The following is a 25,700-nucleotide window of genomic DNA, read 5'->3' as shown; positions in this document are numbered from 1 at the left end:
CTGTATATTTATCAAATTACAGGGCTTTATTCTAGGATGTTTTAATTAGTCCTTCTCACTTAGCTTTTTAGAATAACGCTGCCATAGTTCGGTTTGATGGGTTTCTAAACTTAACTCTCGACCGTCAATAAAAGCATGTGTAAGGCTATTGGTTCTCATATCTAAAGCATCACCTTCACTGATAAAAAGGGTAGCGCTTTTTCCTTCTTCTAAACTTCCATAAGCATTATCTATTCCTAAGATTTTAGCTGGATTTAATGTAATTAATTCCAAGGCTTTCTCTTTAGACAATCCGTAAGCTACCGTAGTACCTGCATAAAATGGAAGATTTCTAGAATTCATACGTTCCATTTGTCCGCTCGTTTCTAAAGCAACCACAACACCTTTATCCGACAACCATTTCGCTAATTTAAACGGTAAATCATAATCGTCATCTGTTTGATTAGGACGTGAATGAACACGTGTTAATAAAACAGGAATGTTATGCTTCTTTAATAAGTCTGTGACTTTATAAGCTTCATAACCGCCAACAATCACCGTTGAACTCACGCCATGACTTTTACTAAAGTTAATCGCGTCTGTGATACCTTTCTCATCATCTACATGAATAAATAAGGTTTTATTGCCATCAAACAGGCCTTCAGTAGCAGCATAGAGTAAATTAACTGTGGACGGATTTGATCTCGCATATGTTTTTGTCTCACTGAAAAAATCTGCTATTTCTTGAACCTGCTCATCATAGTTTTTATTCACTTTCATTCCTGGGTCTTCACCGAGCCACCAACGACCTCTGGTAAAACTACTAGGCCAATTCATATGAATACCATCATCTTCCTTAATAACAGCATCTTCCCAATTCCAAGCATCAAACTGAACAATTGAAGAGGTGCCTGAAATACGACCTCCTCGAGGCGTTATTTGTCCTAACAGTACACCGTTTGGCCGCATGGATTCTACTACTTTAGATTCAGCGTTATAGGCAATGAGACTTCGAATATGCGGATTCCAAGAACCCAGTTCATTGTCATCATCCGTAGCTCTTACTGCATCTATTTCTACCAATCCTAGCGTGGAATTTGGTACAATAAATCCAGGATAGACATGTTTGCCATTGGCTTCAATGATTTCCATACCGTTCAAATCCATTTTGACCGTTGTAAAATCAGCAACCGTTTTTAAAATGCCATCTTCAAAAACAATAATACTATTGTCTATGACATTACCATTTCCAATATGTGCTGTAGCGCCTGTAATAGCGATGGCTTTACTTTGTTTGGGTGCAGGTGTCTGTTGTGCATATCCAATAGATATACTCAAGAACATCAGCACTGTATAATGTATTGATAAATATTTCATGTGTCGTTTTTTAATGTTGTTCATGGTCTAAGTAATCGCAATGCATCTGATCTTTCTCCTTCTTTTTTATGGGTTGTGTTTTAAGACCTTTATTTTTGGCTTGCATCATTTGATTAATTAATTCGCTTTTTTCTTTCTTTATCTGTGCGCGCATCATTTCGTCACGTTTCAAATCAAAATAAGTAACGCCTTCAATGATGGTTTTCTCTGCTTTGGCGTAAATAGATAAAGGATGATCAGACCAAAGCACGACATCTGCATCTTTACCAACTTTCAAACTTCCAACGCGCTCATCAATATGCAATAATTTTGCAGGATTAAGCGTCACAAACTTCCAAGCTTCTTCTTCACTGATACCTCCATATTTTACAGACTTTGCAGCTTCCTGATTTAAGCGTCGTGCCATTTCACCATCGTCACTGTTAATCGCCACTGTAACACCAGCGTTATGCATAATGGCAGCATTATAAGGGATGGCATCGTTAACTTCGTATTTATAAGCCCACCAGTCGCTAAATGTAGAACCTCCAACACCATGTTCTACCATTTTATCAGCCACTTTATAGCCTTCTAATATATGCGTAAAGGTGTTGATATTAAAGTTGAAGCGCTCTGCAACTTTCATCAACATATTAATTTCACTCTGTACATAAGAATGGCAGGAAATGAAACGCTCTTTATTTAAAATTTCTGAAAGCACCTCCATTTCAATATCTTTTCGATAAGGTTTGCCGCTTTTCTTCAGTTCATCATAGGCTTTTGCTCTACTAAAATAATCTACATACAATTGTTCAACACCCATTCTAGTTTGAGGAAATCTTGAAAAACTATTCCAATTAGATTGCTTGACATTTTCCCCTAAGGCAAACTTTATGAATTTCGGACTGTCGTCATAGATTAAGTTATTGGCAGATTCTCCCCATTTTAATTTAATAATAGCTGAGCGTCCTCCAATAGGATTGGCAGAGCCATGTAAAATTTGAATGGAAGTGACACCACCTGCCAAATTTCGATAGATATCAATGTCTTCATCGTCAATCACATCCTCTATTGAAACTTCCGCAGAAGAATTTTGGCCACCTTCATTTATGGAGGCTGCTGCAATGTGTGAGTGCTCATCAATAACACCTGCCGTAAGATGTTTGTTTGTGGCATCAATAACCGTAGCACTATTATCTGAGAGGTTTTTTCCAATTTTAGCGATTTTACCGTTTTTAATCAGGACATCTGTTTCCTCGAGGATCCCTTCTTTTTCATTGGTCCAAACCGTCGCATTTTTAAATAGGAGGGTTTCAGGTTTTGGTAATTCCGTAAAACCATAAGCCATGTTAGGATAGGTGACAGGCATGGTTTCTTTGGCTTCGTCTTTTTTATCATCTCCCTTTTTATCTGGATTAGCCTCACCAGCTTCTTTTTTTGAAGCATAAAAGGTCATTTCATTACCGTCAGGAAAGAAGGCTTTACCATTCAAGGCATTGCCGCTAGAAACGCGGGCTTCCAAACGAATAAATTTTTGTTCAGTGGAATCTTTAGTCGTCATGGCCACTGTGAGCCAATCATCAGAATACGATACTTTAGAGCCTCGTGTTTTACCATCACTGGTGATTTCAGATTTCAATTTAGATAAGTCGCCTTTAAGTGTCATCTCATAGCTGTCTCCTGCTAAATTGAATGTATAATCGCCTCTCACATCTTTAATCGTCATATCTTCTAAGACTGTCTTTTGACCTTGAACCCAATTTTCAAAAAGGGTTGTTTTTTTGTCAAATAAATCTCCTGAAGTAATTAAAAAGTTAGCGTAAGCTCCAGTTTTGAGTGATCCAATTTCTGAGTCTTTACCCAAGACATTAGCTGGAATCGTCGTGAGCGCTTCTAAGGCTTTTTCTTTAGGCAATCCATATTCAACGGCCTTAATGACATTAGACAGAAAACTTTTAGGTGATTTTAAATCGTGGGTTGTAAAAACAAAGCGTACGTTATTGTCTGAAAGCACTTTTGGGTTGGCTGGTTCCTGGTTCCAAGCTCTCATATCACTTAATGATAGTGACCGACTTAAAAATGCATTTTCAACATCATAAGGTGCTCTGAAATTCACAGGAATAATATAGGTGGCATTAGATGCTTTGACATCCTCAATACGTTCATATTCATCACCACCGCCAAGTAGGACATATTGGATTCCGAATAAATCACCAACCTTGTCTGCTCGCATCGCATTGGCTCTACTGCCTGCACCAAATATTTGGACGAGATTCTTATTGGCATTTAAAGCTTCTAAAGATAAATCTCGAGTCTCGCTATTTCCTTTAGCGTACCAATCGGCATCATAGTACATTTGACGCAATAAGGCCATACTTCCCATGATGGAATTAGGATAAGATTGTCTAGAAGTCACACTTTTACTGAAAGAAAAATATTGCGCTGAGTTCGGATCAATAATCCTTGTGGCATTATCATTTTCAGTGTTAAGAGCCACAAGAGTTCCTGTTCCTCTTATAATTCCGTCTTCAATATGCGTATTTACCACACCAAAACCAGCGTTTAAAAGTTCTTTTGCCGATTTAGAATCGAATTCGAATTTTGAAATGGCTTTATTCTCAGGCATGACATGGTCATTCCAATAATAGCCTGATCGATTGGCCTCGTATTGCGGACCTTGACCACCACTGGCACGTTCCGGTTTTTTAGCTCCAAATGTTGAGTAAATGTCAATAAAGGATGGATAAATGCTTTTGCCCTCTAAATCTGTAACATTGGTATTTTTTGGAATAGTGACCGATGTGCCGGATGCAACCACCTTACCATCTTTAATCAATAATGTGCCATTGTCAATTATTTGATTGGGTGTGACATAAATTTTGGCGTTTGTAAATGCTTGATAACTCGTGTTCTTGGTTTTTACACCGTCGTTTTTGGGGAAGTAGTCTTGTGCAAATAATGCAAAGCTGCAAAAACAGCATGCAATCGCATACGTGATTTTATTCATATATAATGGTTGATTAATATTACCTTCTAAAGATAAAAATAAGAATAGTAAGAATCTTTATAAATTTAATTTTTAACGTTTAATCTAGACTGTTTTTCTTGTAATAATTGACTAAAAGCGCTACAACATAGCTATAACTCTCCATACCTCCAGCTTGGTTGTTTGATTTTAGAAAATTATTGTATGTGGCCTTAAATAAAGGTTCCGTCGGATTTTTATAAGCATCCCAAAATGCTTGTACTTCCTTATAATTTTCAATAATTCCGTAATTCACTTTCACTACCATTTGTTCGTACATAATGCTGTCTCGTCTATATAGTTCATGCAGACAATGGCGCAACGCGAAAGTGTAGCCAGAGTATTTAAAATAACGGTCATTGTGATGCATCGCAGCCATACTTCCAATAAAGTTAGCTTCATTTTCGGCAGCATAACCAAGCTGGTGCGCTACTTCATGACTTCCTGTGGTTGGAAACTTATAGCTCGGTATTAAGCCATCTATCTGAGCTTCATTCGTAAATGGGTTCAGATAACCTGAAAAACCCATGTAGGTGAGAGGTAGACTGTAAATAGAACGTTTAATACTTCTAGGCTCGTAGGCTAAATAAGTAAATTCTTTAGCCAATTCATCATAACCTTCAGGGACCATTTTCAATACATCGGCTTTAGAATATGGCATAAACACTTTTGTAGAATCGGTAGGTGCCAATGCATTTTGAAGCCCATTGGATTTATCAATCAGCTGATTCGTCAGTTTCACCAATTCTTCCGTCGTATAATCATGATCAATGTCTAAGGATTGATGAAGCGGTAAACGATAATAATTAAAAGCCCACAATAAATGAAAGGCAAAATACCCAATGGAGATGGCAGCAAACACATCTAATAGCCAACGCTTAAAATCTTTCAAGACGCGATGACGATTCACGAAAAGCCATCGTAAAATGTAAATACCTAATAAGGTATAAATGAGGTCTCCAACCGAAAATGGCAACCAACCAAAAGCATAGCGCATTCCTTTAGAAATCCAGATGTAAAGGCCGTGACTGTAAAATGATTCCACGAAATGAGGATACAGTGCCAAGACCTTTAGAAGTAGGATTTGGGGAATGATAGACAGCGCAAGAATCGTTTTTTTTGATTTCAGCATCTTCAAAAATAGTAATTTTTAGAACCCTATCCTTGTGAAAGTTTCAGATGTTTGTGTCCTGCTTTCCGTTATATCTTTTGTGCCAAAAGGATGTCACTTCAATCAGGAGTAGCGAGTAAGGTTCGTGGTGTCGATGAACTTTTTTTGAAGCTTTTCTTAAGGTGGTAGGTCACTTTAATTGCAATTTGTAACTTCGCAACGATTACTAATTATAAAGACCATTATAGCTATGAGCTCAGAAATAAGACAATTGGAACCCAAAGCACTTTGGAATAAATTCGCAGACCTAAATGCAGTGCCTCGTCCATCCAAAAAGGAAGAACGTGTGATCGCTTTTATGAAAGATTTTGGGAAAAGTCTCGGATTAGAAACCATAGAAGATACTGTAGGTAATGTCATCATCAAGAAACCAGCAACACCTGGTATGGAAAATCGCAAAACGGTGGTCATGCAATCCCATTTAGATATGGTACACCAAAAGAATAACGATACCGTTTTTGATTTTGAAACTCAAGGTATTGATATGTATGTCGATGGTGATTGGGTAAGAGCTAAGGGAACCACACTTGGTGCCGATAATGGATTAGGTGTCGCGACTATCATGGCCATATTAGAGAGTGATGACATTGCACACCCTGAATTAGAAGCACTCTTTACAATCGATGAAGAAACAGGTATGACAGGTGCGATGGGCTTAGAAGGTGGTTTACTAAATGGTGAGATCCTTTTAAATCTCGATACCGAAGAAGATGATGAAATCGGTGTAGGTTGTGCAGGCGGTGTGGATGTCACGGCAACAAGAACTTACGAGCAAGAGGAGACTCCAGAATTTAAAATCGGTTTTAAAATTGTGGTTAAAGGTCTTCAAGGTGGCCATTCAGGCATGCAAATTCATGAAGGATTAGGTAATGCGAATAAAATCATGAACCGATTGTTATTTGATGGGTTCGAGAACTTTGGTTTACGAATTTCTGAAATCGATGGTGGCAGTCTGCGTAATGCTATTCCTCGAGAAAGCCAAGCTATGGTCGCTATTGATGCAGTCCATGAAGAGGCCTTTAATTCCGAAATGGCTCAGCTAATAAAAACCATTCAAACAGAGTATAAAACCATGGAACCTGACTTAACCGTGGAAATTGATAAGATGGAAACCCCTCAAAGCATCATGGATTTAGGAGTGCAAGAAGGACTTACACGTGCGCTCTACGCGGCTTTAAATGGTGTGTATCGGATGAGTGCAGATATTAAGGATTTAGTAGAGACTTCTAATAATGTGGCTCGTGTGATTGTGAAAGACGGACACATAAAAATTGGTTGTCTCACTAGAAGTTCTGTAGAGAGTTCTAAATGGGATCTTGCCAATATGCTGCGCGCCACTTTTGAGCTTACCGGTTGCGAAGTCACGTTCTCTGGTGATTATCCAGGATGGACTCCCAACATGGATAGTGCCATTTTAAAAGTGATGGTGCCGCTTTACAAATCATTGAATGGTGGCGAAGAACCGCATGTAGCAGCTTGTCATGCAGGTTTAGAGTGTGGTATACTCGGGACTAATTATCCAGATATGGATATGATTAGCTTTGGGCCAAATATTAAAGGCGCTCATTCTCCAGATGAACGCGCACAAATATCATCCACTCAGAAGTATTGGCAGTTTGTATTGGAAATATTAAAGAACATTCCCAAGAAGTAAGCAGATAAAAATAAAAAAAGCCTTTCATAACGAAAGGCTTTTTTTAAACGTTAAATTGAATTTTAATCGACGATTCCAACTAATTCAACAATAAATGTTAAATCCGTATTTGGCGGAATTCCTCTGTTACCACGTTGACCATATGCTAAATGAGATGGCAAGTAAAAGAAGGCTTTATCTCCGACTGATAAAGACGCGATAGCTTCTTTAAATCCAGCAATCATGCGAGCGTCAGGATGTACATGCATTTTTGTTGGGCCATAAGCATTCGCATCCATGCGTCTCTGATTAAACATGCCGTATTCTTTAGCGATTTCGACACGATCACTATCAAATAAACGACCATCTAAAAAATAACCTTCGTAATATACTTTTACTGAGTCACCTTGTTTTGGTTGAGGTCCTGTTCCCTTCGTGATGACAAATTTTTTCAAGCCAGAAGGAAGTTCCGTCGTTTTGGAGGTATAGTCATCTAAAACTGGTTTCTTTTTTGCAGATGCCGCAGCGATTTTTTCTTCACGCTCTTTACGTTCTTGCTCCGCCTTAATTCGTTTATCTTCCTGAATTTGTTTGATTTCAGCTTCTACTTTCGGTAATTCTTCCTCGAATATTTTAGGAGCATTGAATGATTTGGCATCAGAACCTTTTCGTAGAATGTTCACTTTCAGAATGTATACATCTTCAATTGGTTTGTTTGTTCTAGGTTCCACTTCAACATTGGAAATTGCATCCTGAACATCAATCCCTTTAATGAGTTCACCAAAAACTGAGTGACAACTAACTCTAGGTTGATCACATGGTTTTAAATTGCCTTGGTCATCATAAGCGTTCAAGCTAGGGTAGGGCACTTCAGTAATAAAAAACTGACTACCATTAGTATTAAAACCACCACTATTTGCCATAGACAAAATACCAGCTTTGTCATGTTTTAAATCTGGATCAAAATCGGCAGTAAATCGGTAACCCGGACTACCAGTTCCATTAGCAGATGGATCACCACCTTGAATCATGAATTTATCCATCACTCTATGAAATGTTAAGCTATCAAAAAAGGGTTTGCCTTTGTACTGTTCACTAACCATAGGATGATTACCCTCTGCTAACGCGACAAAATTTGCAACCGTTAACGGCACTTTATCATAGAACAGTTTGGCAAGCATGGTATCTTTACTTGTAACAATTTCGGCATAAAGTCCATCCTCTAAGTCTGGATATTCTTCCTTACATGAGGTGAGGCCTACGAGTAGACATAGCATTAAAATTTGTAGTGTTTTACTAATCAATTTCATTTTGTTGTTTTTAATATTTATTTATTGGTTTTGTTGAATATTATTGACGGTTACTTTTACCATTAAAGGAATATTGGTGCCAATTTTATGATTATCGCCATAATAGCCATAGGCTTTTTGTGATGGAAATAAAAAGGTAGCTGATTCGGAAGGTTTCAAGAGTTTTAAACCTTCACGCAGACCAGTAAATAGTTCTTCTTGGTCCATCGCATAATTTTGAGTCCCTATTTCTTGCTCCGAATAAATGGTACGACCTTGAAGGTCACGCACGTCATAATCAAAATTGACAATGTCTCCGAAGCCTGGAGTAATTGTATCTCTTTCAACTTTGGTATGATAATAGTACCAAAACCCTGTTTCTGAGGCGACGTAATCAAACTCTGGGTTTTGAGCCATAATGGCTTCAATACGTTGACGTTCTCTTTGGTTGAGTTTCTTGTTTCGCTCGGCCGATTCTTTTATAAAAGAACCTGAAGTTACCGTTACAGGTTGTCTAGCCTCTGGAGATTTACAGCCGACTAGAACTAAGGTCAGAATTAATAATTTTAAAAATAGTTTCATGCTTTGAGGTCTTCTTTATAAGAGGGCAAGATACTAATAAATTTATCAATGGTATCGCTCAAGCTTAAATCGCTTTTTCCTCCTGCAGCATTCGTGTGACCACCACCACCGAAGTGTGTTCTGGACAACTCATTCACTGAAAAATCACCTTTACTACGCAAGGAAATTTTAATGATATTCTCTTGCTGGTTTTCGATAAAAATAGCGGCAAAAATAATACCATCTAAAGACAGACCATAATTTACAAAACCTTCGGTATCGCCTTTTTTAAAGTTGAATTTGTTAAGTTCATCTTGGGTAAGCGTAATATAGGCTGTACGATACTCTGGAATCACTTTAAGATTGCTCAGTGCACGTCCTAATAACTGTAGCCTGTTATAACTATTAGTGTCGTAAATACGATTATGAATGTCTGAATTATTGGCGCCTTTCTCAATCAACTTAGCAATAATTTCATGGGTCTTACTTGTAGTAGATGGAAACCGAAATGATCCGGTGTCTGTCATGATTCCTGCATATAAACATGTCGCAATAGTGGCATCTATTTTGTGAGCATCATCGAGAAAAGATATAAAATTGTATACCATCTCACATGTTGAAGACATGCTTACGTCTGAATACGTATAAGTGGCATAATTATCTGGTTGCTGATGATGGTCTATCATAATCTTAATGCTTTTAGAATTGGCCACTATAGATTCCATCGCTCCAATGCGATTGAGCGCGTTAAAATCTAATGTAAATATGAGATCCGCCTTTTCAATGATGGTATCACAATGGGAAGCATCAGCCTCATATTTTAGGATAGTAGATTCGCCTGGCATCCATTTCAGAAAATCAGGATAGTCATTAGGAGCAATAACCAAGACTTGATGTTGATAGGTTTTTAAGTAATGGTATAAACCTAATATAGACCCTATAGCGTCACCATCAGGATTTTTATGCGGAATAATTACAATGTTTTTAGGGCTACTTAAAAGCGATTTGATGTTTTGGATGTCATTTCTATTCATAGAAGGCGAAGATACAATTTTTTAATATGCGTTTCTATTGTTTTTGTTTCTAAATACCTTACTTTTGCACCCAAATTAAAATAAACAAATGGCAACAAATAGAACATTTACAATGCTTAAGCCAGATTCTGTTGAAAAAGGGAATATTGGTGCAATTTTAGAAAAAATCACTGCTTCAGGTTTTAGAATCGTCGCAATGAAATTAACACAAATGACGACTGCGGATGCTGAGGAATTTTATGCAATCCACAAGGAAAGACCTTTCTTTGGAGAATTGGTAGAATATATGACACGCGGACCAATTGTAGCTGCAATCTTAGAAAAAGACAACGCAGTAGAAGATTTTAGAACATTAATTGGTGCAACAAATCCTGCTGAAGCTGCCGAAGGTACTATCAGAAAATTATACGCTGATTCTATCGGTGAGAACGCTGTGCATGGCAGTGACAGTGATGAAAACGCTGCTATCGAAGGTGCCTTTCATTTTTCTGGTAGAGAAATGTTCTAATAGCATCTTACAATATATATGTATTAAAAGCGCAACTTTGGTGGCGCTTTTTTTTGTTTTTTCTTCCCAATAAAAGGTTGTTCCATAGGATATAAATATAGACATTCAACGATTTTATTTGCATCTCAACCCAAAAATTAAACCGATTATCTATTAGATTTTAATATGTTAAAATTATATTAAAAAAATATATATTTTTAACATATTAACGAGTTGATTAACGATATCTTATAGTTTTATATAAATTATTGATTTTAATGAAAGCCTTGTTGATAAAGTCCTAATAGCCCTAAAACTACCATTCGTATTATTCTTCTTTTGTTATGAACAGCAACCCCATGTTTATAACTCCTACATTTTATTAATAATAACTAAATAATTATGAAAAAAACCAACATTTTTTTTAGAGGGGTATTGTTCTTTACGTGTTTGTTTTCACTAACAATTTCCGCTCAAACTTTTTCTGGTAACACAGGCTCCATACCAGATTCAAGTTGTAACGAAAACCACCTGTTTACTAATTTTGTTTCTGGTGTTGATCCGAGTTATGTAGTGACGGACGTAACCATCAACATTGAGCATACTTGGAATGCAGATTTGGATATCTATCTCATCGCTCCAGATGGTGTAGAACTAGAGCTGTCTACTGACAATGGCGGTTCTTCCAACAATTACACTAATACTAATTTTACGGCGTCTGCTACTAGTTCAATTACATCTGGAACTGGGCCATTCTCTGGTAACTATTTACCTGAAGGAAGTATGGCTTCACTTTATGGCTCAGCACCCAATGGTGATTGGGTATTAAGAGCTTGCGATGACGTTGGAGGTGATACAGGAAATGTCTTGGCTTGGTCAATCACTTTTGGTGAAGCACCAGCACTTCCTTGTGATTTAGCAGAGCCAATAACCTGTGGTGAAACGGTCTTTGGTTCTACGGTTGGAGCACCAGCGTCAAGTGTACCATTTTGTGGCACAAGCTTAAGCACAGCACCTGGTGTGTGGTATTTATTTGAAGGAACAGGCGATGTGATTGATATTGATGTCACAACTGCTGGTTCTGATTATGATACTAAATTAGGTGTGTTTTCAGGAGATTGCTTGAATTTATCATGTGTGGCTGGAAATGATGATGGAGGTCCTGGTTTGACTTCTGCATTGAGTTTCTCAACGGAAGTAGGCGAGAACTATTATGTTTATGTTACTGGTTTTAGTACGGCTTCAGGAGATTACACTTTAAATTTATCTTGCCAATTGGCAGCTAATATTGCAGGTGACGAATGTAATACGGTTTATTATGGTTACGAGCCAAGTGCTTGTACAGATTTAACTGTAGAACCTCAATATGGAGTGGCACCATATACCTATTTATGGAGTACTGGTGAAACTACGGCAACTATTTCAGCATGCCCTACAGAAACAACGGTTTATTCTGTAACAGTAACAGATGCTGTTGGTGATACGGCTTCTGATGAAACAACCGTAGTATCAGTAGATGTGACTTGCGGTAATAGTAATAATGGAAAGGTATTAGTATGCCACAGAACTTTGAGTGGTGACTTTAATACCTTGTGTATTGCACCTAGTGCTGTACAAAGCCATCTTGACCACGGAGATATATTAGGAGAGTGTGGTAGTGCAACTTGTGATACTGCTCCTGCTTGCGATGTTGTGGTGACACCTGCTGATGGTGCTACTGATGTACCTACTGGTGTAGAGATTTCGTGGACAGGAGGGTCTGGGTATATATTAGGTTATACTATTTCCGTTGGATCTACACCTGGAGGAACAGATATTGCTGATAACGAAGATGTTGGAACAAGCACATCTTACAGTCCAGATGATCTAGAATTTGAAAGCACCTATTATGTGACGGTGACACCTTATAACGATAACGGTTCTGCTGAAGGTTGTGGAGAAACTAGCTTTACTACTGAAGAGAATCCTTGTAATTCGGCTGTTGAGATATTCTGTGGAGAATCAGTCACTGGTTCGACAGTTGGAGCAAGTTCAGCTAATGTACCATTCTGTGGTACAACTTTAACAACGGCAGGTGGTGCTTGGTATACATTTACAGGAGACGGTAATGCATTTAGCGCAGTAGTTTCAACGGACGGATCTGATTATGATACAAAATTAGGTGTGTTTACTGGTAGCTGTGATGCACTTAATTGTGTTGATGGCGATGATGATGGAGGTTCTGGATTGACTTCAGAAGTCGAGTTTGTAACTGAAGATGGTGAGACATACTTTATTTATGTGACTGGTTTCGGTACGAATGAAGGTATCTATACATTATCCGTAACTTGTTTAGACGCACCATTAGGAGCTCCGGATGCAGTAAATATTATTGATTGTGCAAATGGTCCTTCATCATATGAGTACTGTTATAATAGTAATGATTTGTTCTCTTGGTTATTCAGTTCTGGAGATGACTCTCCTGTAACTTTGAGTTTTACAGCTGGTTCCATTGAACTAAATACTTTCTCTGGAGGTACTTACGACGACCTAATCATCTATGATGGTGCTGATGCTTCTGGAACAGTTCTTTTCAATAGTGATATTGAAGAGCCATCAACATTGGCAGGATTAACATTCACAGGATCAAGTGGTGATCTTTACGTGACGTTTGATTCTGACTTTTCAGTATCGTGTGCTAGTGGAAGTCAAGATTCTTGGTTGTTTGATGTGTCTTGCGGATCTACAGAGCGTCTAGCTCCTAGTTTTACAATTCACCCGAACCCAACTAGAAGCAATGAAGTGAGTTTAGATTTAAGAGATTACATCTCCCAAGATTTAGATATTCAAATAATGGACTTAAGTGGAAATGTGATTTCGCGAGAGTCTATTGAGAATTTAACACAACCAAACCATACGATGCAACTACGCAATGCTGTTAATGGTATGTACTTTGTTCGTGTACTTACTAATAGAGGCGTCGTTACTAAAAAATTGATTGTAGCATACTAATTGCATTCAATTCATATTTAATTGAAAAGAGACCCAGAATTGGGTCTCTTTTTTATTTCAAATAATTACTTTTTTTCTAGCCTCTCACCAAGCTACTACATTGCTTCCCAAGAAGTGCAGAGACACCAGCTGCCATACCACCAATCAATCCAGTGACTAAAATTAAAAGAAAAGGATTTCCGTGTAGTGGCAATAAAACAGCAATTTTCTTAGCTAGCGTAAAATCATTATTCACGCTTACAATGAATGCATAAATGCTCCAAAACAAAAAAATAGCAACAAACGGAACGAGAAAAACTGATAGTCGATTCAAACTAAAAAATAAGGACGAAACAAAGCCGGCAACCATTACCGACCACCAAGGTAAAAATTGAGATAAAATAAAGGCAACAAGAATGGTTACTAAAAAATTAATTACGATTGTCTTTTTCATTTTATTTCAGTGGTATTAAAGCTTGCGTTGATATGATATCTTCAGTATTGGAGGCGTTTTGCAGGAATAATAATTCGTGATAATTCCCAACCGCCCAATCATCAATAAAATTATCGTAATAATAACTTCCAGGATTTCCAGATTGACCACCAGGATAAATACCTAAAGCTTTGGGTGGTGTACTCATTTCAACAATCATACGCCAAGATGGGCCATGATTTTTATCTGCAGCATTAACTGTATTCCTATCACCTCCAATGGGAAGATCAAAACGAGAAAAAGCAGGTAATGCTTGTAGCAAATGACCAACATATGTGGCTTTATATGCTTTCCAATTATAGGGGCCATTCTGAGCTTTCCATTCCATGAGCGTTTTTGCTGTTTCCTTAAAAGACATTAAGAATAAGTCCTGAGCCGTTTCAACTTCTGGAGTGTCTATAATATCCATAAATTCGTCGTCAGGATGATTCTTGAGCAAATAAATGGTTTGATAGGTAAAAGGCTTGTCTAGTGCAATATTTTCTGCATCGTATTCGTCCCAAACTTTGCCATATAAATTGCGCCACCAAGTCGTCCATATACTCGGACCTATTTGATCGATATCACTATTAAAATCCCAAGCCTGTATTTGTTGATAGATCTCTTTTTCCTCTTCGGTTAATGCTGAGGTATTCATCGTTTCAAAAATATAAGGTAGTAATTCCGAAGCCTTTAAATTAAAGTTGTTGTTTTGCAGATCTTTAAAATCATCAACAGTTATCTTGTCTTTAGAATCTAAAAATTCATTAATCACGCGGTTTCGATAAGTTTCATAACCATCATTAAATACATAAAAGGGATAGCTTTCATCTACAGGGTGCTGATTAGCCGAACTCACAAAACCACGTTCAGGATTTTTAGTATGTGCATTATAGGCCTGCGGTATAAAGCTTTGCCAATCATGATCAGGATCACTGCCATCCATTAAAAATTTGCCTTGACCTTCCCATTTATTAGGAAATTTGCCTTGAATCCACAAAGCAATATCACCCTCTGTAGAAGCAAAAACAAAGTTTTGTGAAGGTGCCGTGTAGGTTTTTATAGCACTCAGATAATCGTCATAGTTTTTTGCGCTATTTAATTTTAAAAAAGGGCGTTGGTTATTACCACCTTCATGACCAATCCATTTCATAGCATAACCTTTTAATGGATTGTCACCCTTAAATTGATGATCATAGGTTACAGGTCCATGATGGGTATAAATAACCGAATCCATAATTGTTTGACTCCCTTTCACTTTAATTTCTTCAATTCGCACATGCGTATCTTTCCACGCACCATCATACCTATACTGGCGTCTTGACGCATCTTTAAATTCTATTTTGTACCAATCCAAAACATCACGTGTCGCGTTTGTTTCTCCCCAAGAAATGTGGTTATTAAATCCAGAAATAATACCTAAAGCTCCAGGTAATGTAGCTCCCATAGCAGAGTGTTCTGGCGTACTTAATTGCATGACAAACCAAATGGAAGGCAAATTAAGTCCCAAGTGAGGATCATTCGCTAGCAAAGGATAACCGGAAGCTGATTTATCTGGAGAAATAGCCCAATTATTACTACCATTGTCTGGATGAGGCTTGTTAATCGTTTCTTTTATGGTATCTAATGCTTGCACATTGCTTGGCGATGTAGACATTGTGGTATCAATAAAACTCCAGTCTGTATCCTTTGGAATAATGGGATCATTGCTATCAAAAAAATCTGGATATAAGAAGTCAAATCGCTCTTTACCGAAGAGACGTAGGGCATTTGTATACTCTAGATCATGCTCACGACTTGCCAACATTTTAGTCATATACATGAGCAATAATGCCGTCTTTTTAATGGTCCATGGCTCAGGTTTATAATCAAGTAACTTATATTCAACAGGAAAGTCTTTCTCGTCCAAATTTTGAATATAATGATTAACACCATCTCTGTAAGCTTCTAGATAAGCGAGCGTTTCAGGATCCTCGGTCATTTTTTTTAAAGATTGCTCTGCGCCATAGACCATGCCACGTCTTCGTTCTTCTCGGTCATAGTTGATGGCTTTTTCTCCAATGATTTCAGAAATTCTTCCAGCAGCAGCATAGGTCTGAAATTCTAGTTGCCATAAACGGTGTTTCGCAGTAATATAACCTTGTGCTTTATATAGATCAGCATTGTTTTGCGCGAAAATATGCGGAATAAGTAATGCATCGTAATGAATCGTCACTGGTGCGGATAATCCTGAGATTACTACTTCTCCAGAAATGTTGTCGTCCTTATCGTTTTGCCATATGCCATTAACTGGATCAAGAAATTTTCCGATAGGAGGAATACTGCCAAGTTTTGTATTTAACACATAAAATACCACAAGGGTAAGCAGTAGCGTAACAATTAACTTCAAATAGTTCATAAAGTGGTATTTCTAGTTTTAAAGATGTGATTATCGCAACACCAATTTTTTTACGACATCTTTTCCAATAGATTCATTTAACATACTCATGATTTTCTCCTTACCATAACTCAATTCTTCACGAAGCACACTTGAGGTTAGTGATACGTAGAGCGTGTCTTTGTCGAGTTTGACTTCCGACGTATAATTATTGACACCATTTCCCATCATTTTAGCCCAAGCATCACGTACATCAACTTTGTCCAATCCGGATTGCAACTTATTGGTTTCAACAAATTCTTTGAGAATATCACTAATTGGTAAATGATCATTATGTCGTTTGGCCATTACTCTAGATTTAAAGGTTCATAGCGTTTATAAAGATACACATCTTTATTGGTGTTATTTATGACACGTAAATGCTCAGCACTTGCGTCTAAAATGGTTTCTTTCCATGTTGAAAACGGCGTTTCATAATAGAGGTTAAGACTATCATTTTCAATTTTTATTTGAAACGATTCACTACTATTTGAGGTTTCGAATTGACCGTATAAATTGGGCTTGAGTTTTTTTCTGAAACCATTCAGGCTATCCGTAATTTCTATATAATCTACGGTGTTGTTATAACCATAGCTGCGTTTATTTCCATCTTGAAGTGTCACTTCTTCAATTTCCCAATAACCTTCTATATGCGGTATGAACGTTTCAGGGTTAGTGGAACAGCTCCAGCATATTGAAAGTACGATAATGAGCAGACCTTTTTTCATAGTTTGAAAATCTTATATGATTGATGAATTTGCTTTACTATATCTTCTGTACGTTCAGCATGCGTATCGCTTATAAAAAGCTGACCAAAATCATCATTATCTACCAAACTGATAATTTGTGCCACCCGATTTTCATCTAATTTATCAAAAATATCATCCAATAGCAATAACGGTGTGACACCACTTTGTTGTTTGATAAAATCGAATTGTGCCAATTTTAAAGCAATTAAAAAGGACTTTTGTTGTCCTTGACTACCAAATTTTTTAATGGGATACGATTCAATTTGAAATATCAAATCATCTTTGTGTGTACCAACGCTGGTATATTGTAATGCCTTATCCTTATTGATGTTTTTGGAAAGTAAATTTTTCAATTCATCGTCAAAAAGATCGCTTTTATACACAAGATCAACCGCTTCCTTGTGATTGCTTATGGCGTGATAACGTTCTTTAAAAATAGGAATGAAGGTTTGTAAAAAAGCATCACGTGTTTTGAAGATCTCAGTACCATAGGTATGCAGTTGCTCATTATAAACCTCTAAGGTTTGCCTATTAAACGTGTTGTTAAGTGCAAAATACTTAAGTAAGGCATTTCGTTGGGATAACACTTTGTTGTAATTAATAAGCTGATTGAGGTAAACTTTATCACTTTGTGAAATAACACTATCAATAAATTTTCTTCTGGTGTCACTACCTTCAATAATCAGGTCGCGATCGGCAGGTGAAATGATGACCAATGGAATAAAACCAATGTGGTCACTAAATTTGTCATAAGCCTTTCCGTTGCGCTTGATCATTTTTTTCTGACCACGTTTCAACGAGACTACAATTTTTTCGGTTTTATCATTTTTATTGAAAATACCGTCTACTACAAAAAAATCCTCATCATGTTTGATATTTTGAACAGCGATAGGATTAAAGTAGCTTTTTCCGAAGGATAAATGATATATGGCATCTAAAGCATTGGTCTTACCGACACCATTAGAACCAACAAAACAGTTAATTTTAGCATCAAATTCAAAATCCTGACTTTCAAAATTTTTGTAATTAACTAAGCTTAACGTGTTTAAAATCATAAAACTAATAGGAATATTCTTATTTTGGAGATGTTTATTGTTAGCGGAAGTAAAAATAACAAATAATTTACCTTTTAAATCCCAATAAAAATTTTATTTTTGCGGGCACAAATACAGAATTATGGCAACCTATAAGAAAAGAGGATACAAACCAAAGCCTATCAAGGAAAAAGGAGAAAAGATTGACGTTTTAGAACAAGAATCTACAACCGCTGAAGTATTCAACACCTTAGATGAAGGAGCAAATAAAGCTGAGGACTTTGTAGCTAGAAACCAAAAAGGGATTTTTGTAATCATTGGTTTGGCAGCTGTTATTGTTCTTGGATATTTGGGTTACAATAAATTTATTGCTGAGCCAAAAGCTGAAGAGGCAATGAATGAAATGTACACAGCACAAAAATATTTTAATGAAGCTGTGACAGGAACTGAGAAAGATTCCTTGTATAATTTGGCGCTTAAAGGTGGAGAAGGAAAGTATGGTATGGTTGATATTGTTGAGAAATACGGAAGTACACCTGCTGGAAACTTAGCTAATTATTATGCAGGAATGGCATATCTCAATACCAAGAATTATGAGAATGCGGTGAAATATTTAAGTGATTTCAGTACCGATGATAATGTATTGGGACCGATTGCTAAAGGCGGAATTGGTGATGCATTTGTTCAATTAAATCAGTTAGAAGATGCCTTAGGTTATTATGAGCAAGCGATTAAAGCTTCTACTAATGACTATACAACACCGATGTATTTATTTAAAGCGGCCAACGTGGCACAAACTTTAGGAAAGACCGATGTTGCCTTAACATATTATAAAAGAATCAAATCTGAATTTTCAGAGTCTGATCAAGCCACGAACATAGATACTTTTATTGGTAAGGCAGAAGCTGGTAATTAATTGAATTATGGCAACTGCTAATCATAATTTATCCAATTACGATAAAAACACAATCCCAAACGCGAAGGACTTTCGGTTTGGGATTGTTGTTTCTGAATGGAATGATACCATCACAGACGGTCTATTCAAGGGTGCTTACGATGCGCTTATAGATTGTGGTGCATTATCTGAAAACATTATCAAATGGGATGTTCCCGGAAGTTTCGAGCTCATCTACGGAAGCAAAAAAATGATTGAGCAAAACGTAGATGCTGTTATTGCTATTGGCTGTGTGATTCAAGGCGAAACTAAACATTTTGATTTCGTATGTGAAGGTGTGACCCAAGGTATTAAAGACTTAAATGTCATATCCGATACACCTGTTATTTTTTGTTTACTTACCGATAATACCATGCAGCAATCCATTGATAGATCTGGAGGTAAGCATGGTAATAAAGGTACGGAAGCTGCTATTGCTGCTATCAAAATGGCAGATTTGCGTCGGTTAGGTTAACTTAAACTGCGAATTTTTAACGCGTTTCAATCACTGAACTTACAGACAGTCTTATTTCACAAACAACCCATGTTTGTTAACAATTTTTAGGAATTACTAGCCTAAATTTCCTTGTAAATTCTGTACTTTTGAACTTAACAAAGACTAGTTGAGCCGTGAGTTTGTTTCAACAACGAAAACCTAAACGTTTTAAATACATACCAAGACACCTTCGGGAATCCAAAAATGATGACGAGAATATCCAATCACAATGGGATACTTTAAGGCGTAAAAGTAAGCGTAGTCCATCGCTCGTTTTACTGTTGGTTGGTTTAGGTATGATAATTGCATTATGGTTTATTTTAACGCACTACGAAACATCTTAGCATTATGGGAATTTTAAGTACAAGAAAAAACAAAAAATATAGTTATCAGCCACGTTATTATAAGGGCGAAGGCAGTCCTTTTGAACTCAAGCACAAGTTTGATGAATATCGCGTGACTGCGGGAAGTAATCGTGGTATAAAAACGAAATTGAACAACGCTATCGATGATTATAAATACAATAAAGATAATAGTGGTGCGAACCGTCGTGTCATGATTATTGTTGGTATTTTGATTTTAGTCTTTTTGTTTATTATAGGTTTCGATTTATCCATATTCTCTACAAATAGCTAATGGCAGACATCATTCAATTGCTACCAGATCATGTTGCTAACCAAATCGCGGCAGGTGAAGTTGTACAACGACCAGCATCGGTTGTCAAGGAACTTTTGGAGAATGCCATTGATGCTGGATCCACTACCATAAAACTGATAGTAAAAGATGCTGGTAAGACCTTAATTCAAGTTATTGACAATGGTAAGGGCATGAGTCCTACGGATGCTCGGTTGAGTTTTGAACGACATGCCACCTCTAAAATACGTTCTGCTGAAGATTTATTTAGTCTTCATACAAAAGGTTTTCGAGGCGAAGCATTGGCTAGTATTGCTGCGATTGCTCATGTAGAACTCAAAACCAAACAAGCTACTGAAGAGTTAGGCACACTCATTGAAATTGAAGGCAGTGTGATTAAAAACCAAGAAGTGGCAGTAACACCTGATGGGACTTCACTGTCTGTGAAAAATTTATTTTTCAACATACCAGCACGACGTAATTTTTTGAAATCACAAACGGTAGAGCTCAGACATATTATTGATGAGTTTCATCGTGTCGCTCTGGCACATCCGGACATTGCATTTGTCATGTTTCACAATGGGAGTGAAAGTTTTAACCTACCTGTTGGTAATTACAGGCAGCGTATCGTACATATTTTTGGTACAAAAAGTAACGAAAAGTTGGTCCCAGTGGAGGAGGAGACAGAAGTTTTGAAAATTTCAGGATTTGTAGGAAAACCAGAGTTTGCCAAGCGTTCTAAAAATGAACAATTTTTCTTTGTCAATAATCGATTTATCAAAAGCGCCTACCTCAACCATGCCATTAATTCAGCTTATGAAGGCCTTATCAAAAAGGGTAGTTATCCCAGCTATTTTTTAAACTTGACTGTGGATCCCAAATCGATTGATATCAATATTCACCCGACAAAAACAGAAATTAAATTTGACGATGAGCATACGCTCTACGCCATTTTAAGATCATCGGTGAAGCATAGTCTTGGGCAATTTAATATTGCACCAGTTTTGGACTTTGATCGCGATAATAATTTAGATACGCCTTATGGATATAAGGATATGCGTGTAGCAAATCCAACGGTTGAAGTGGATCGTTCATTCAATCCTTTTAAAGAAGAACAGCAAGTATCAAGGTCAGGACAAGTAGCTCACATGTCTAGAAAAGCATCTGCAGCCCAATGGGAGAGCCTGTATGTAGGATTAGAGTCTAAGGGAACTAAAAACGAACATTCCTTTAGCAATATGGAATTTGAAAGTGAACCTGAAAGCAATACGCTTTTTGCTGAAGACAAAGATATAACAAGTAATCAGACCACCTATCAGCTTCATAATAAATATATCATTAGTACCATAAAATCTGGAATGATGATTTTAGATCAGCATCGTGCTCATCAACGTGTCCTATACGAAGGTTTTTTAAAGCATTTAACGGTCAAGGAAGCGGTGAGTCAGCAGTTATTGTTTCCACTAACTTTAGAGTTTTCTGCTTCAGAAATGGACGTATTGACACAACTTAAAGAAGATCTGGAGCATACCGGATTTATTTTTTCATCCTTTGATACGGAGCAGCTAGAAATTACTGGTGTGCCTGTGAATGTTCCAGAAAGTGAAGTGTCGATTATCTTAGAGCAATTAATAAGTGATGTGCAGCAGGAGGTGCCTGATAGTAATTTTAGTGCTACAGATTTATTAGCAAAATCGATGTCGAAGAGCTTAGCTATTAAAACAGGTCAGTCGCTATCTGCAATGGAGCAAGAGCATCTCGTGAATAGTTTATTCGCCTGTAAAGAACCATCCGTGTCACCAAACAATAAAGTCACCTTCGTTACCATGAGCGTTGATGACTTTGATAAAAAATTTATGTAACATATGATAAGAGGTATCACAGATACAGTTAAACATTTAATCATTATTAATGTGATTATGTTCATTGGTACAGTGACCATAGGAAATGGTCAATTGTTTAATCAATGGTTTGCCCTGTATTTTCCTGAAAATAGTTTATTCGAACCATGGCAAATTTTTACTCACATGTTTATGCATGGTGGTATTGGCCATTTATTCTTTAATATGTTTGCCTTATGGATGTTTGGAACAGCCGTAGAAAGCCAATTAGGGTCTAAGAAATTTTTATTTATTTATATATCTGCTGGGTTAGGAGCTGTGCTTTTTCAGTTAGGGTATTATTATTTCAATTATGTGCCTTTACACGAAGAACTTCTTGCTAGTGGTTTGTCAGAAGCTAGTCTTGTTGAAATGTTCACTAGCAATTCAACAGTTGGCAACGTGTCTTCTGAGCAATTAGCGATGTTAAAACAAGCTTTTCCAATTTATAATGCATCAATGGTCGGAGCTTCCGGATGTATTATGGGCATTTTAGCTGCTTTTGGGATGATGAATCCTGAGGCTAAATTGATGCTCATTTTCTTGCCAATTCCTGTAAAAGCTAAATATTTTATTCCTGGCATAATCGTTTTAGACATTATTTCGGCATTAACGGGTCAATCGTTTTTTAGCCCTAGTAATACAGCCTACATGGCACACGTTGGTGGCGCAATCACAGGATTTCTCATCATGTGGTATTGGAAGAAAAATCAGTTTAATAAAAATCGCTGGGACCGATGACGAGTTTAACATACGACATCAAGGAAAAGTTTAAAAACTTAAATGTTTTTGAAAAAATTATCGCTGTCAATGTCCTCATTTATATGGTTGGTTGGTTGTTAGGTGTGATTCGACGATTACCAAATGAAACTAGTTTGAAATGGTTAGAGCTTCCCAATGAGGCCTTGGCATTTATTGTAAAACCTTGGACAATAATTACTTACGGATTTGCTCACTATGGCTTGTTGCACTTAGCTTTTAACATGTTGATTTTATATTTTGTTTCGAGAACCATGGTGAATCTATTTCCATCGAAACAATCCCTGAATATTTATTTTCTAGGTATTATTTGTGGTGGTTTAGCGTATCTATTGATGTATAATCTATTTCCTGGAATTTTTGGAGCCAGCGTTGGTTCTTTAGTAGGTGCATCAGCAGGTGTGAATGCCTTACTAATATTTATTTGTGCTTATATGCCGAACCGAGAGGCGCGCTTTTTTACATTAAGTATAAAGCTCTGGTATATTGGTGTTGCCATTGTTGTCTTCGATTTAATAGGTTTATTTAGTGGCATTAATCAAGGTGGTAGGATTGCTCATTTAGGCGGTAGTTTGCTTGGTTATTTTTACGCTAAGCAGCTTTTTAGTGGCAACGACATTGGTTCAGGTTTTGGTAAAATTATGGATTATATAGCGAATTGGTTCAAACCAAAGTCGACCTTAAAAACGGTTCATAAGAACAAAAAGAAGTCATATGCTGGCCATAATAAAGATGAGTTTTATGAGTTTAACAATCAGAAAAAAGTGGACCTCATTCTAGATAAAATTAGTAAAAGTGGTTATGACAGTTTAACCAAGGAAGAAAAAGCATTTTTATTTAAGGCAGGAAAGGATTAACAGAACATGCGTCAACTAAAGCGTTATGAAAAACTAATATTCTTCATCAATTCATTGATGGCATTTGCGTTGCTGTTATCTTACATTCTTCCTTATATGCCACCACAGCGTTTCGCATTTCTCTCTGTCTTGAGTTTGGCTGTACCTTTTCTCATATTAATCAACATTTTATTTTTTATTTATTGGTTACTCAAAGTTAAAAAGCAATTGCTCTTATCTTTTTTTGTGTTGATTATCGGACTCAATTATGTGTTTTCACTCTACAAATTCTCGTCATCTAAAAACATAGATCATGCTGATAATATTTCAGTTATGAACTACAATGTGCGATTATTTAACTTATTTGATTGGATTGACGATCCGAATACTAAAGCAAATATTTCAAATTTTATTTCTGAAAAAAATCCTGATATTCTGTGTATGCAGGAATACAAAAGAGACGATGAGATTCAACTAAAAGGTTATCACAAGGTTGAAAAACTCACAGGACATAAGTTTAAAAGTGGACAAGCTATATTTACAAAATTTCCCATAATAAATTCAGGTTCTATAGAATTTCCAAATACGTCCAATAACGCCATTTTTGCGGATGTCATCATACATTCTGATACCGTTAGAATATACAATTTGCATTTTGAATCCCTTCGGATAGATTCTAATGTTGAAAACTTGGCAAAAGAGAAATCAGAAAATCTCATAAAGCGAATAAGTACAACTTTTAAAATGCAACAATCACAAGTGGAACAATTCTTAGAACACAAGGCCAAATGTCCTTATAAAAGTGTGCTATTAGGTGATTTCAATAATACCGCATATTCTTATATCTACAAGGAAATTAAAGGAGACAATTTAAAAGATGCGTTTGTTCAGGCTGGGAATGGATTTGGACGAACTTTCGATTTTAAGTTTTTTCCAGTACGTATAGATTTCGTGTTGGTGGATGATACAGAATTCGATATAAATGGCTTTAAAACCTTCGATGTGACCTATTCTGATCATTATCCGATCATGGCAAAATTGAAACTTAAATAACTACATCATCCAACAATCAAATTGGTCTGCTAACAAATGAATCAGTAAACCCAAACCAATAATTCTGGTCTTTTTTATTAGGGTTAAAAGCAGGTAAGCGGCAAACGCATAATAGGAGTGAAGTGGATGAAAATTGATACTACACCTATTTGGATCAAAAAGTGGTGTTGCCAACAAATGGTCCAAATCAATCACAAATGCTAAAAGCATTATCAGATAAGCGCGTTTCCATGACGACTTATAAAAGAGGTAGGCTATGATTAGCGGTAGCAAAAAATGAGTGCCATAATGAACAATAGGTTGCATCATTTTAGCATCAGATTTTGATCTCTCAGATAGAGTTCGGTATTTGGACCTTCATTGAAAAGTAAATCCAAAATACTCAAATTCGATAAGAATCCATGCTTTTGATCGAAGACTTGCGCATACGGTTTAAACGTCTGCTGTATTTCCTTTCTACAATTGGTTAAGTCCCTCGCATCGACATGATCTTTGGCCGCTTTGTCAAAAACTAAGGATTTTGAATAATCGAATGGGAGTTGTAAGCAATCAAAAATAATTTGAATACTCTGAAAGTTTAATGCCATGATATGACTAAAGTCTGTTTCAAATAACGGCATAAGGTCATCTATGTAAAATTCATAAAATGGCGACATCCGATAGGCAGATTCTAGGGATTTAAGATGTTGTAATTGCCATGGGTCATCATTGTGAATGAGCACCTCCGAAGAAAGTTGTCGGTTCTTTTGAGAGTAAACCACAGGAACATTTAAATCCAATTTACCATTGGCGCCATAAATGGACGTCCGATTGCGATAGGTTTGTTTTTGGTAGTTATCACATACTTCAAATACAACGTGGTCCGCTTGTAACATCGCTACGAAATGTGCCACATTTGGAAAGTATGTTGGATGAATTAAAAGGTTCATTGCA

At 36.8% G+C, this 25,700-nt stretch carries 24 protein-coding genes; 10 read left to right on the top strand and 14 right to left on the bottom strand.

Annotation, left to right across the window (positions count from 1 at the left end; translation table 11 throughout):
* Window positions 1-45: 45 nt before the first annotated feature.
* The 3 genes from ACU8DI_RS06875 to ACU8DI_RS06865 all read right to left on the bottom strand — a co-directional run bounded on the left by ACU8DI_RS06875 (window position 46) and on the right by ACU8DI_RS06865 (window position 5,492).
* The gene (locus ACU8DI_RS06875; protein ID WP_447112022.1) at window positions 46-1,356 is read right to left on the bottom strand and encodes an amidohydrolase family protein; all 1,311 of its coding nucleotides are present in this window, start codon (window positions 1,354-1,356) and stop codon (window positions 46-48) included.
* 10 nt (window positions 1,357-1,366) lie between these two features.
* Window positions 1,367-4,342 carry an amidohydrolase family protein gene (locus tag ACU8DI_RS06870; protein ID WP_447112021.1) on the bottom strand — a complete coding sequence of 992 codons (2,976 nt, stop codon included), beginning with the start codon at window positions 4,340-4,342 and terminating at the stop codon, window positions 1,367-1,369.
* Between the two features lie 79 nt (window positions 4,343-4,421).
* Entirely contained in the window at window positions 4,422-5,492 is a 1,071-nt protein-coding gene (locus tag ACU8DI_RS06865; RefSeq protein ID WP_447112020.1) for a DUF3810 domain-containing protein, read from the bottom strand.
* 229 nt (window positions 5,493-5,721) lie between these two features.
* On the opposite strand from ACU8DI_RS06865, the gene ACU8DI_RS06860 reads away from it, so the two are divergent.
* A complete protein-coding gene (locus ACU8DI_RS06860; RefSeq protein WP_447112019.1) occupies window positions 5,722-7,185 on the top strand; it encodes an aminoacyl-histidine dipeptidase in 1,464 nt (487 codons plus the stop codon).
* Window positions 7,186-7,247: 62 nt separating this feature from the next.
* Here ACU8DI_RS06860 and ACU8DI_RS06855 read toward each other — a convergent pair whose 3' ends face one another.
* The 3 genes from ACU8DI_RS06855 to ACU8DI_RS06845 are packed head-to-tail and all read right to left on the bottom strand — an operon-like array spanning window position 7,248 to window position 10,048.
* On the bottom strand, window positions 7,248-8,474 hold the full coding sequence (locus tag ACU8DI_RS06855) for a peptidylprolyl isomerase (RefSeq protein WP_447112018.1): 1,227 nt from the start codon (window positions 8,472-8,474) through the stop codon (window positions 7,248-7,250).
* Window positions 8,475-8,495: 21 nt separating this feature from the next.
* Entirely contained in the window at window positions 8,496-9,035 is a 540-nt protein-coding gene (gene gldI, locus ACU8DI_RS06850) for a gliding motility-associated peptidyl-prolyl isomerase GldI (RefSeq protein WP_447112017.1), read from the bottom strand.
* On the bottom strand, window positions 9,032-10,048 hold the full coding sequence (locus tag ACU8DI_RS06845) for a DHH family phosphoesterase (protein WP_447112016.1): 1,017 nt from the start codon (window positions 10,046-10,048) through the stop codon (window positions 9,032-9,034). The genes gldI and ACU8DI_RS06845 overlap by 4 nt, the downstream gene beginning before the upstream one ends.
* A gap of 88 nt (window positions 10,049-10,136) precedes the next feature.
* On the opposite strand from ACU8DI_RS06845, the gene ACU8DI_RS06840 reads away from it, so the two are divergent.
* Complete coding sequence (locus ACU8DI_RS06840) at window positions 10,137-10,556, top strand: nucleoside-diphosphate kinase (RefSeq protein ID WP_447112015.1); 420 nt, start codon at window positions 10,137-10,139, stop codon at window positions 10,554-10,556.
* A gap of 381 nt (window positions 10,557-10,937) precedes the next feature.
* Window positions 10,938-13,526: a proprotein convertase P-domain-containing protein gene (locus ACU8DI_RS06835; protein WP_447112014.1), complete on the top strand. Its 2,589-nt coding sequence runs from the start codon at window positions 10,938-10,940 to the stop codon at window positions 13,524-13,526.
* A 76-nt stretch (window positions 13,527-13,602) separates the two neighbouring features.
* On the opposite strand, the gene ACU8DI_RS06830 is transcribed toward ACU8DI_RS06835, so the two are convergent.
* From ACU8DI_RS06830 to recF, 5 genes are read right to left on the bottom strand one after another with little or no spacing between them, the layout of a single operon-like run.
* Window positions 13,603-13,959: a hypothetical protein gene (locus ACU8DI_RS06830; protein WP_447112013.1), complete on the bottom strand. Its 357-nt coding sequence runs from the start codon at window positions 13,957-13,959 to the stop codon at window positions 13,603-13,605.
* A gap of 1 nt (window position 13,960) precedes the next feature.
* Window positions 13,961-16,375 carry a penicillin acylase family protein gene (locus ACU8DI_RS06825; RefSeq protein WP_447112012.1) on the bottom strand — a complete coding sequence of 805 codons (2,415 nt, stop codon included), beginning with the start codon at window positions 16,373-16,375 and terminating at the stop codon, window positions 13,961-13,963.
* 30 nt (window positions 16,376-16,405) lie between these two features.
* Window positions 16,406-16,702: a DUF721 domain-containing protein gene (locus ACU8DI_RS06820; RefSeq protein WP_447112011.1), complete on the bottom strand. Its 297-nt coding sequence runs from the start codon at window positions 16,700-16,702 to the stop codon at window positions 16,406-16,408.
* Window positions 16,702-17,121, bottom strand: a complete 420-nt coding sequence (locus tag ACU8DI_RS06815) for a hypothetical protein (protein WP_447112010.1) — start codon at window positions 17,119-17,121, stop codon at window positions 16,702-16,704. Before ACU8DI_RS06815 ends, ACU8DI_RS06820 begins: the two co-directional genes overlap by 1 nt.
* Window positions 17,118-18,197 (bottom strand): DNA replication/repair protein RecF, encoded by a 1,080-nt coding sequence (recF, locus tag ACU8DI_RS06810; RefSeq protein ID WP_447112009.1) that lies wholly within the window; start codon window positions 18,195-18,197, stop codon window positions 17,118-17,120. The genes ACU8DI_RS06815 and recF overlap by 4 nt, the downstream gene beginning before the upstream one ends.
* 121 nt (window positions 18,198-18,318) lie before the next feature.
* Here recF and ACU8DI_RS06805 point away from each other — a divergent pair, with 121 nt between their 5' ends.
* Together ACU8DI_RS06805 and ribH are read left to right on the top strand one after the other, a co-directional pair.
* Window positions 18,319-19,092 carry a tetratricopeptide repeat protein gene (locus tag ACU8DI_RS06805; protein WP_447112008.1) on the top strand — a complete coding sequence of 258 codons (774 nt, stop codon included), beginning with the start codon at window positions 18,319-18,321 and terminating at the stop codon, window positions 19,090-19,092.
* Window positions 19,093-19,099: 7 nt separating this feature from the next.
* Complete coding sequence (gene ribH / locus ACU8DI_RS06800) at window positions 19,100-19,585, top strand: 6,7-dimethyl-8-ribityllumazine synthase (RefSeq protein WP_447112007.1); 486 nt, start codon at window positions 19,100-19,102, stop codon at window positions 19,583-19,585.
* A 189-nt stretch (window positions 19,586-19,774) separates the two neighbouring features.
* Here the strand turns inward: ribH and ACU8DI_RS06795 are convergent, their stop codons facing one another.
* Window positions 19,775-19,915, bottom strand: coding sequence for a hypothetical protein (locus ACU8DI_RS06795; protein WP_447112006.1), 141 nt, complete (start codon window positions 19,913-19,915; stop codon window positions 19,775-19,777).
* Window positions 19,916-19,954: 39 nt separating this feature from the next.
* Here ACU8DI_RS06795 and ACU8DI_RS06790 point away from each other — a divergent pair, with 39 nt between their 5' ends.
* From ACU8DI_RS06790 to ACU8DI_RS06770, 5 genes are read left to right on the top strand one after another with little or no spacing between them, the layout of a single operon-like run.
* A complete protein-coding gene (locus ACU8DI_RS06790) occupies window positions 19,955-20,242 on the top strand; it encodes a riboflavin synthase subunit beta (protein WP_447112005.1) in 288 nt (95 codons plus the stop codon).
* A complete protein-coding gene (gene mutL / locus ACU8DI_RS06785; protein WP_447112004.1) occupies window positions 20,242-22,101 on the top strand; it encodes a DNA mismatch repair endonuclease MutL in 1,860 nt (619 codons plus the stop codon). Before ACU8DI_RS06790 ends, mutL begins: the two co-directional genes overlap by 1 nt.
* A gap of 3 nt (window positions 22,102-22,104) precedes the next feature.
* Window positions 22,105-22,860 (top strand): rhomboid family intramembrane serine protease, encoded by a 756-nt coding sequence (locus ACU8DI_RS06780; protein WP_447112003.1) that lies wholly within the window; start codon window positions 22,105-22,107, stop codon window positions 22,858-22,860.
* Entirely contained in the window at window positions 22,857-23,735 is an 879-nt protein-coding gene (locus ACU8DI_RS06775; RefSeq protein ID WP_447112002.1) for a rhomboid family intramembrane serine protease, read from the top strand. The genes ACU8DI_RS06780 and ACU8DI_RS06775 overlap by 4 nt, the downstream gene beginning before the upstream one ends.
* 6 nt (window positions 23,736-23,741) lie before the next feature.
* The gene (locus tag ACU8DI_RS06770) at window positions 23,742-24,767 is read left to right on the top strand and encodes an endonuclease/exonuclease/phosphatase family protein (protein ID WP_447112001.1); all 1,026 of its coding nucleotides are present in this window, start codon (window positions 23,742-23,744) and stop codon (window positions 24,765-24,767) included.
* On the opposite strand, the gene ACU8DI_RS06765 is transcribed toward ACU8DI_RS06770, so the two are convergent.
* Window positions 24,768-25,076 (bottom strand): DUF6122 family protein, encoded by a 309-nt coding sequence (locus tag ACU8DI_RS06765; RefSeq protein ID WP_447112000.1) that lies wholly within the window; start codon window positions 25,074-25,076, stop codon window positions 24,768-24,770.
* Window positions 25,073-25,696: a WbqC family protein gene (locus ACU8DI_RS06760; protein ID WP_447111999.1), complete on the bottom strand. Its 624-nt coding sequence runs from the start codon at window positions 25,694-25,696 to the stop codon at window positions 25,073-25,075. Before ACU8DI_RS06760 ends, ACU8DI_RS06765 begins: the two co-directional genes overlap by 4 nt.
* Between the last annotated feature and the right edge of the window lie 4 nt (window positions 25,697-25,700).

The sequence above is a fragment of the Psychroserpens sp. BH13MA-6 genome, assembly GCF_052983595.1.
The sequence above is the reverse complement of the archived record's forward strand: the minus strand, read 5'-3'. Positions and strand labels throughout refer to the sequence as shown.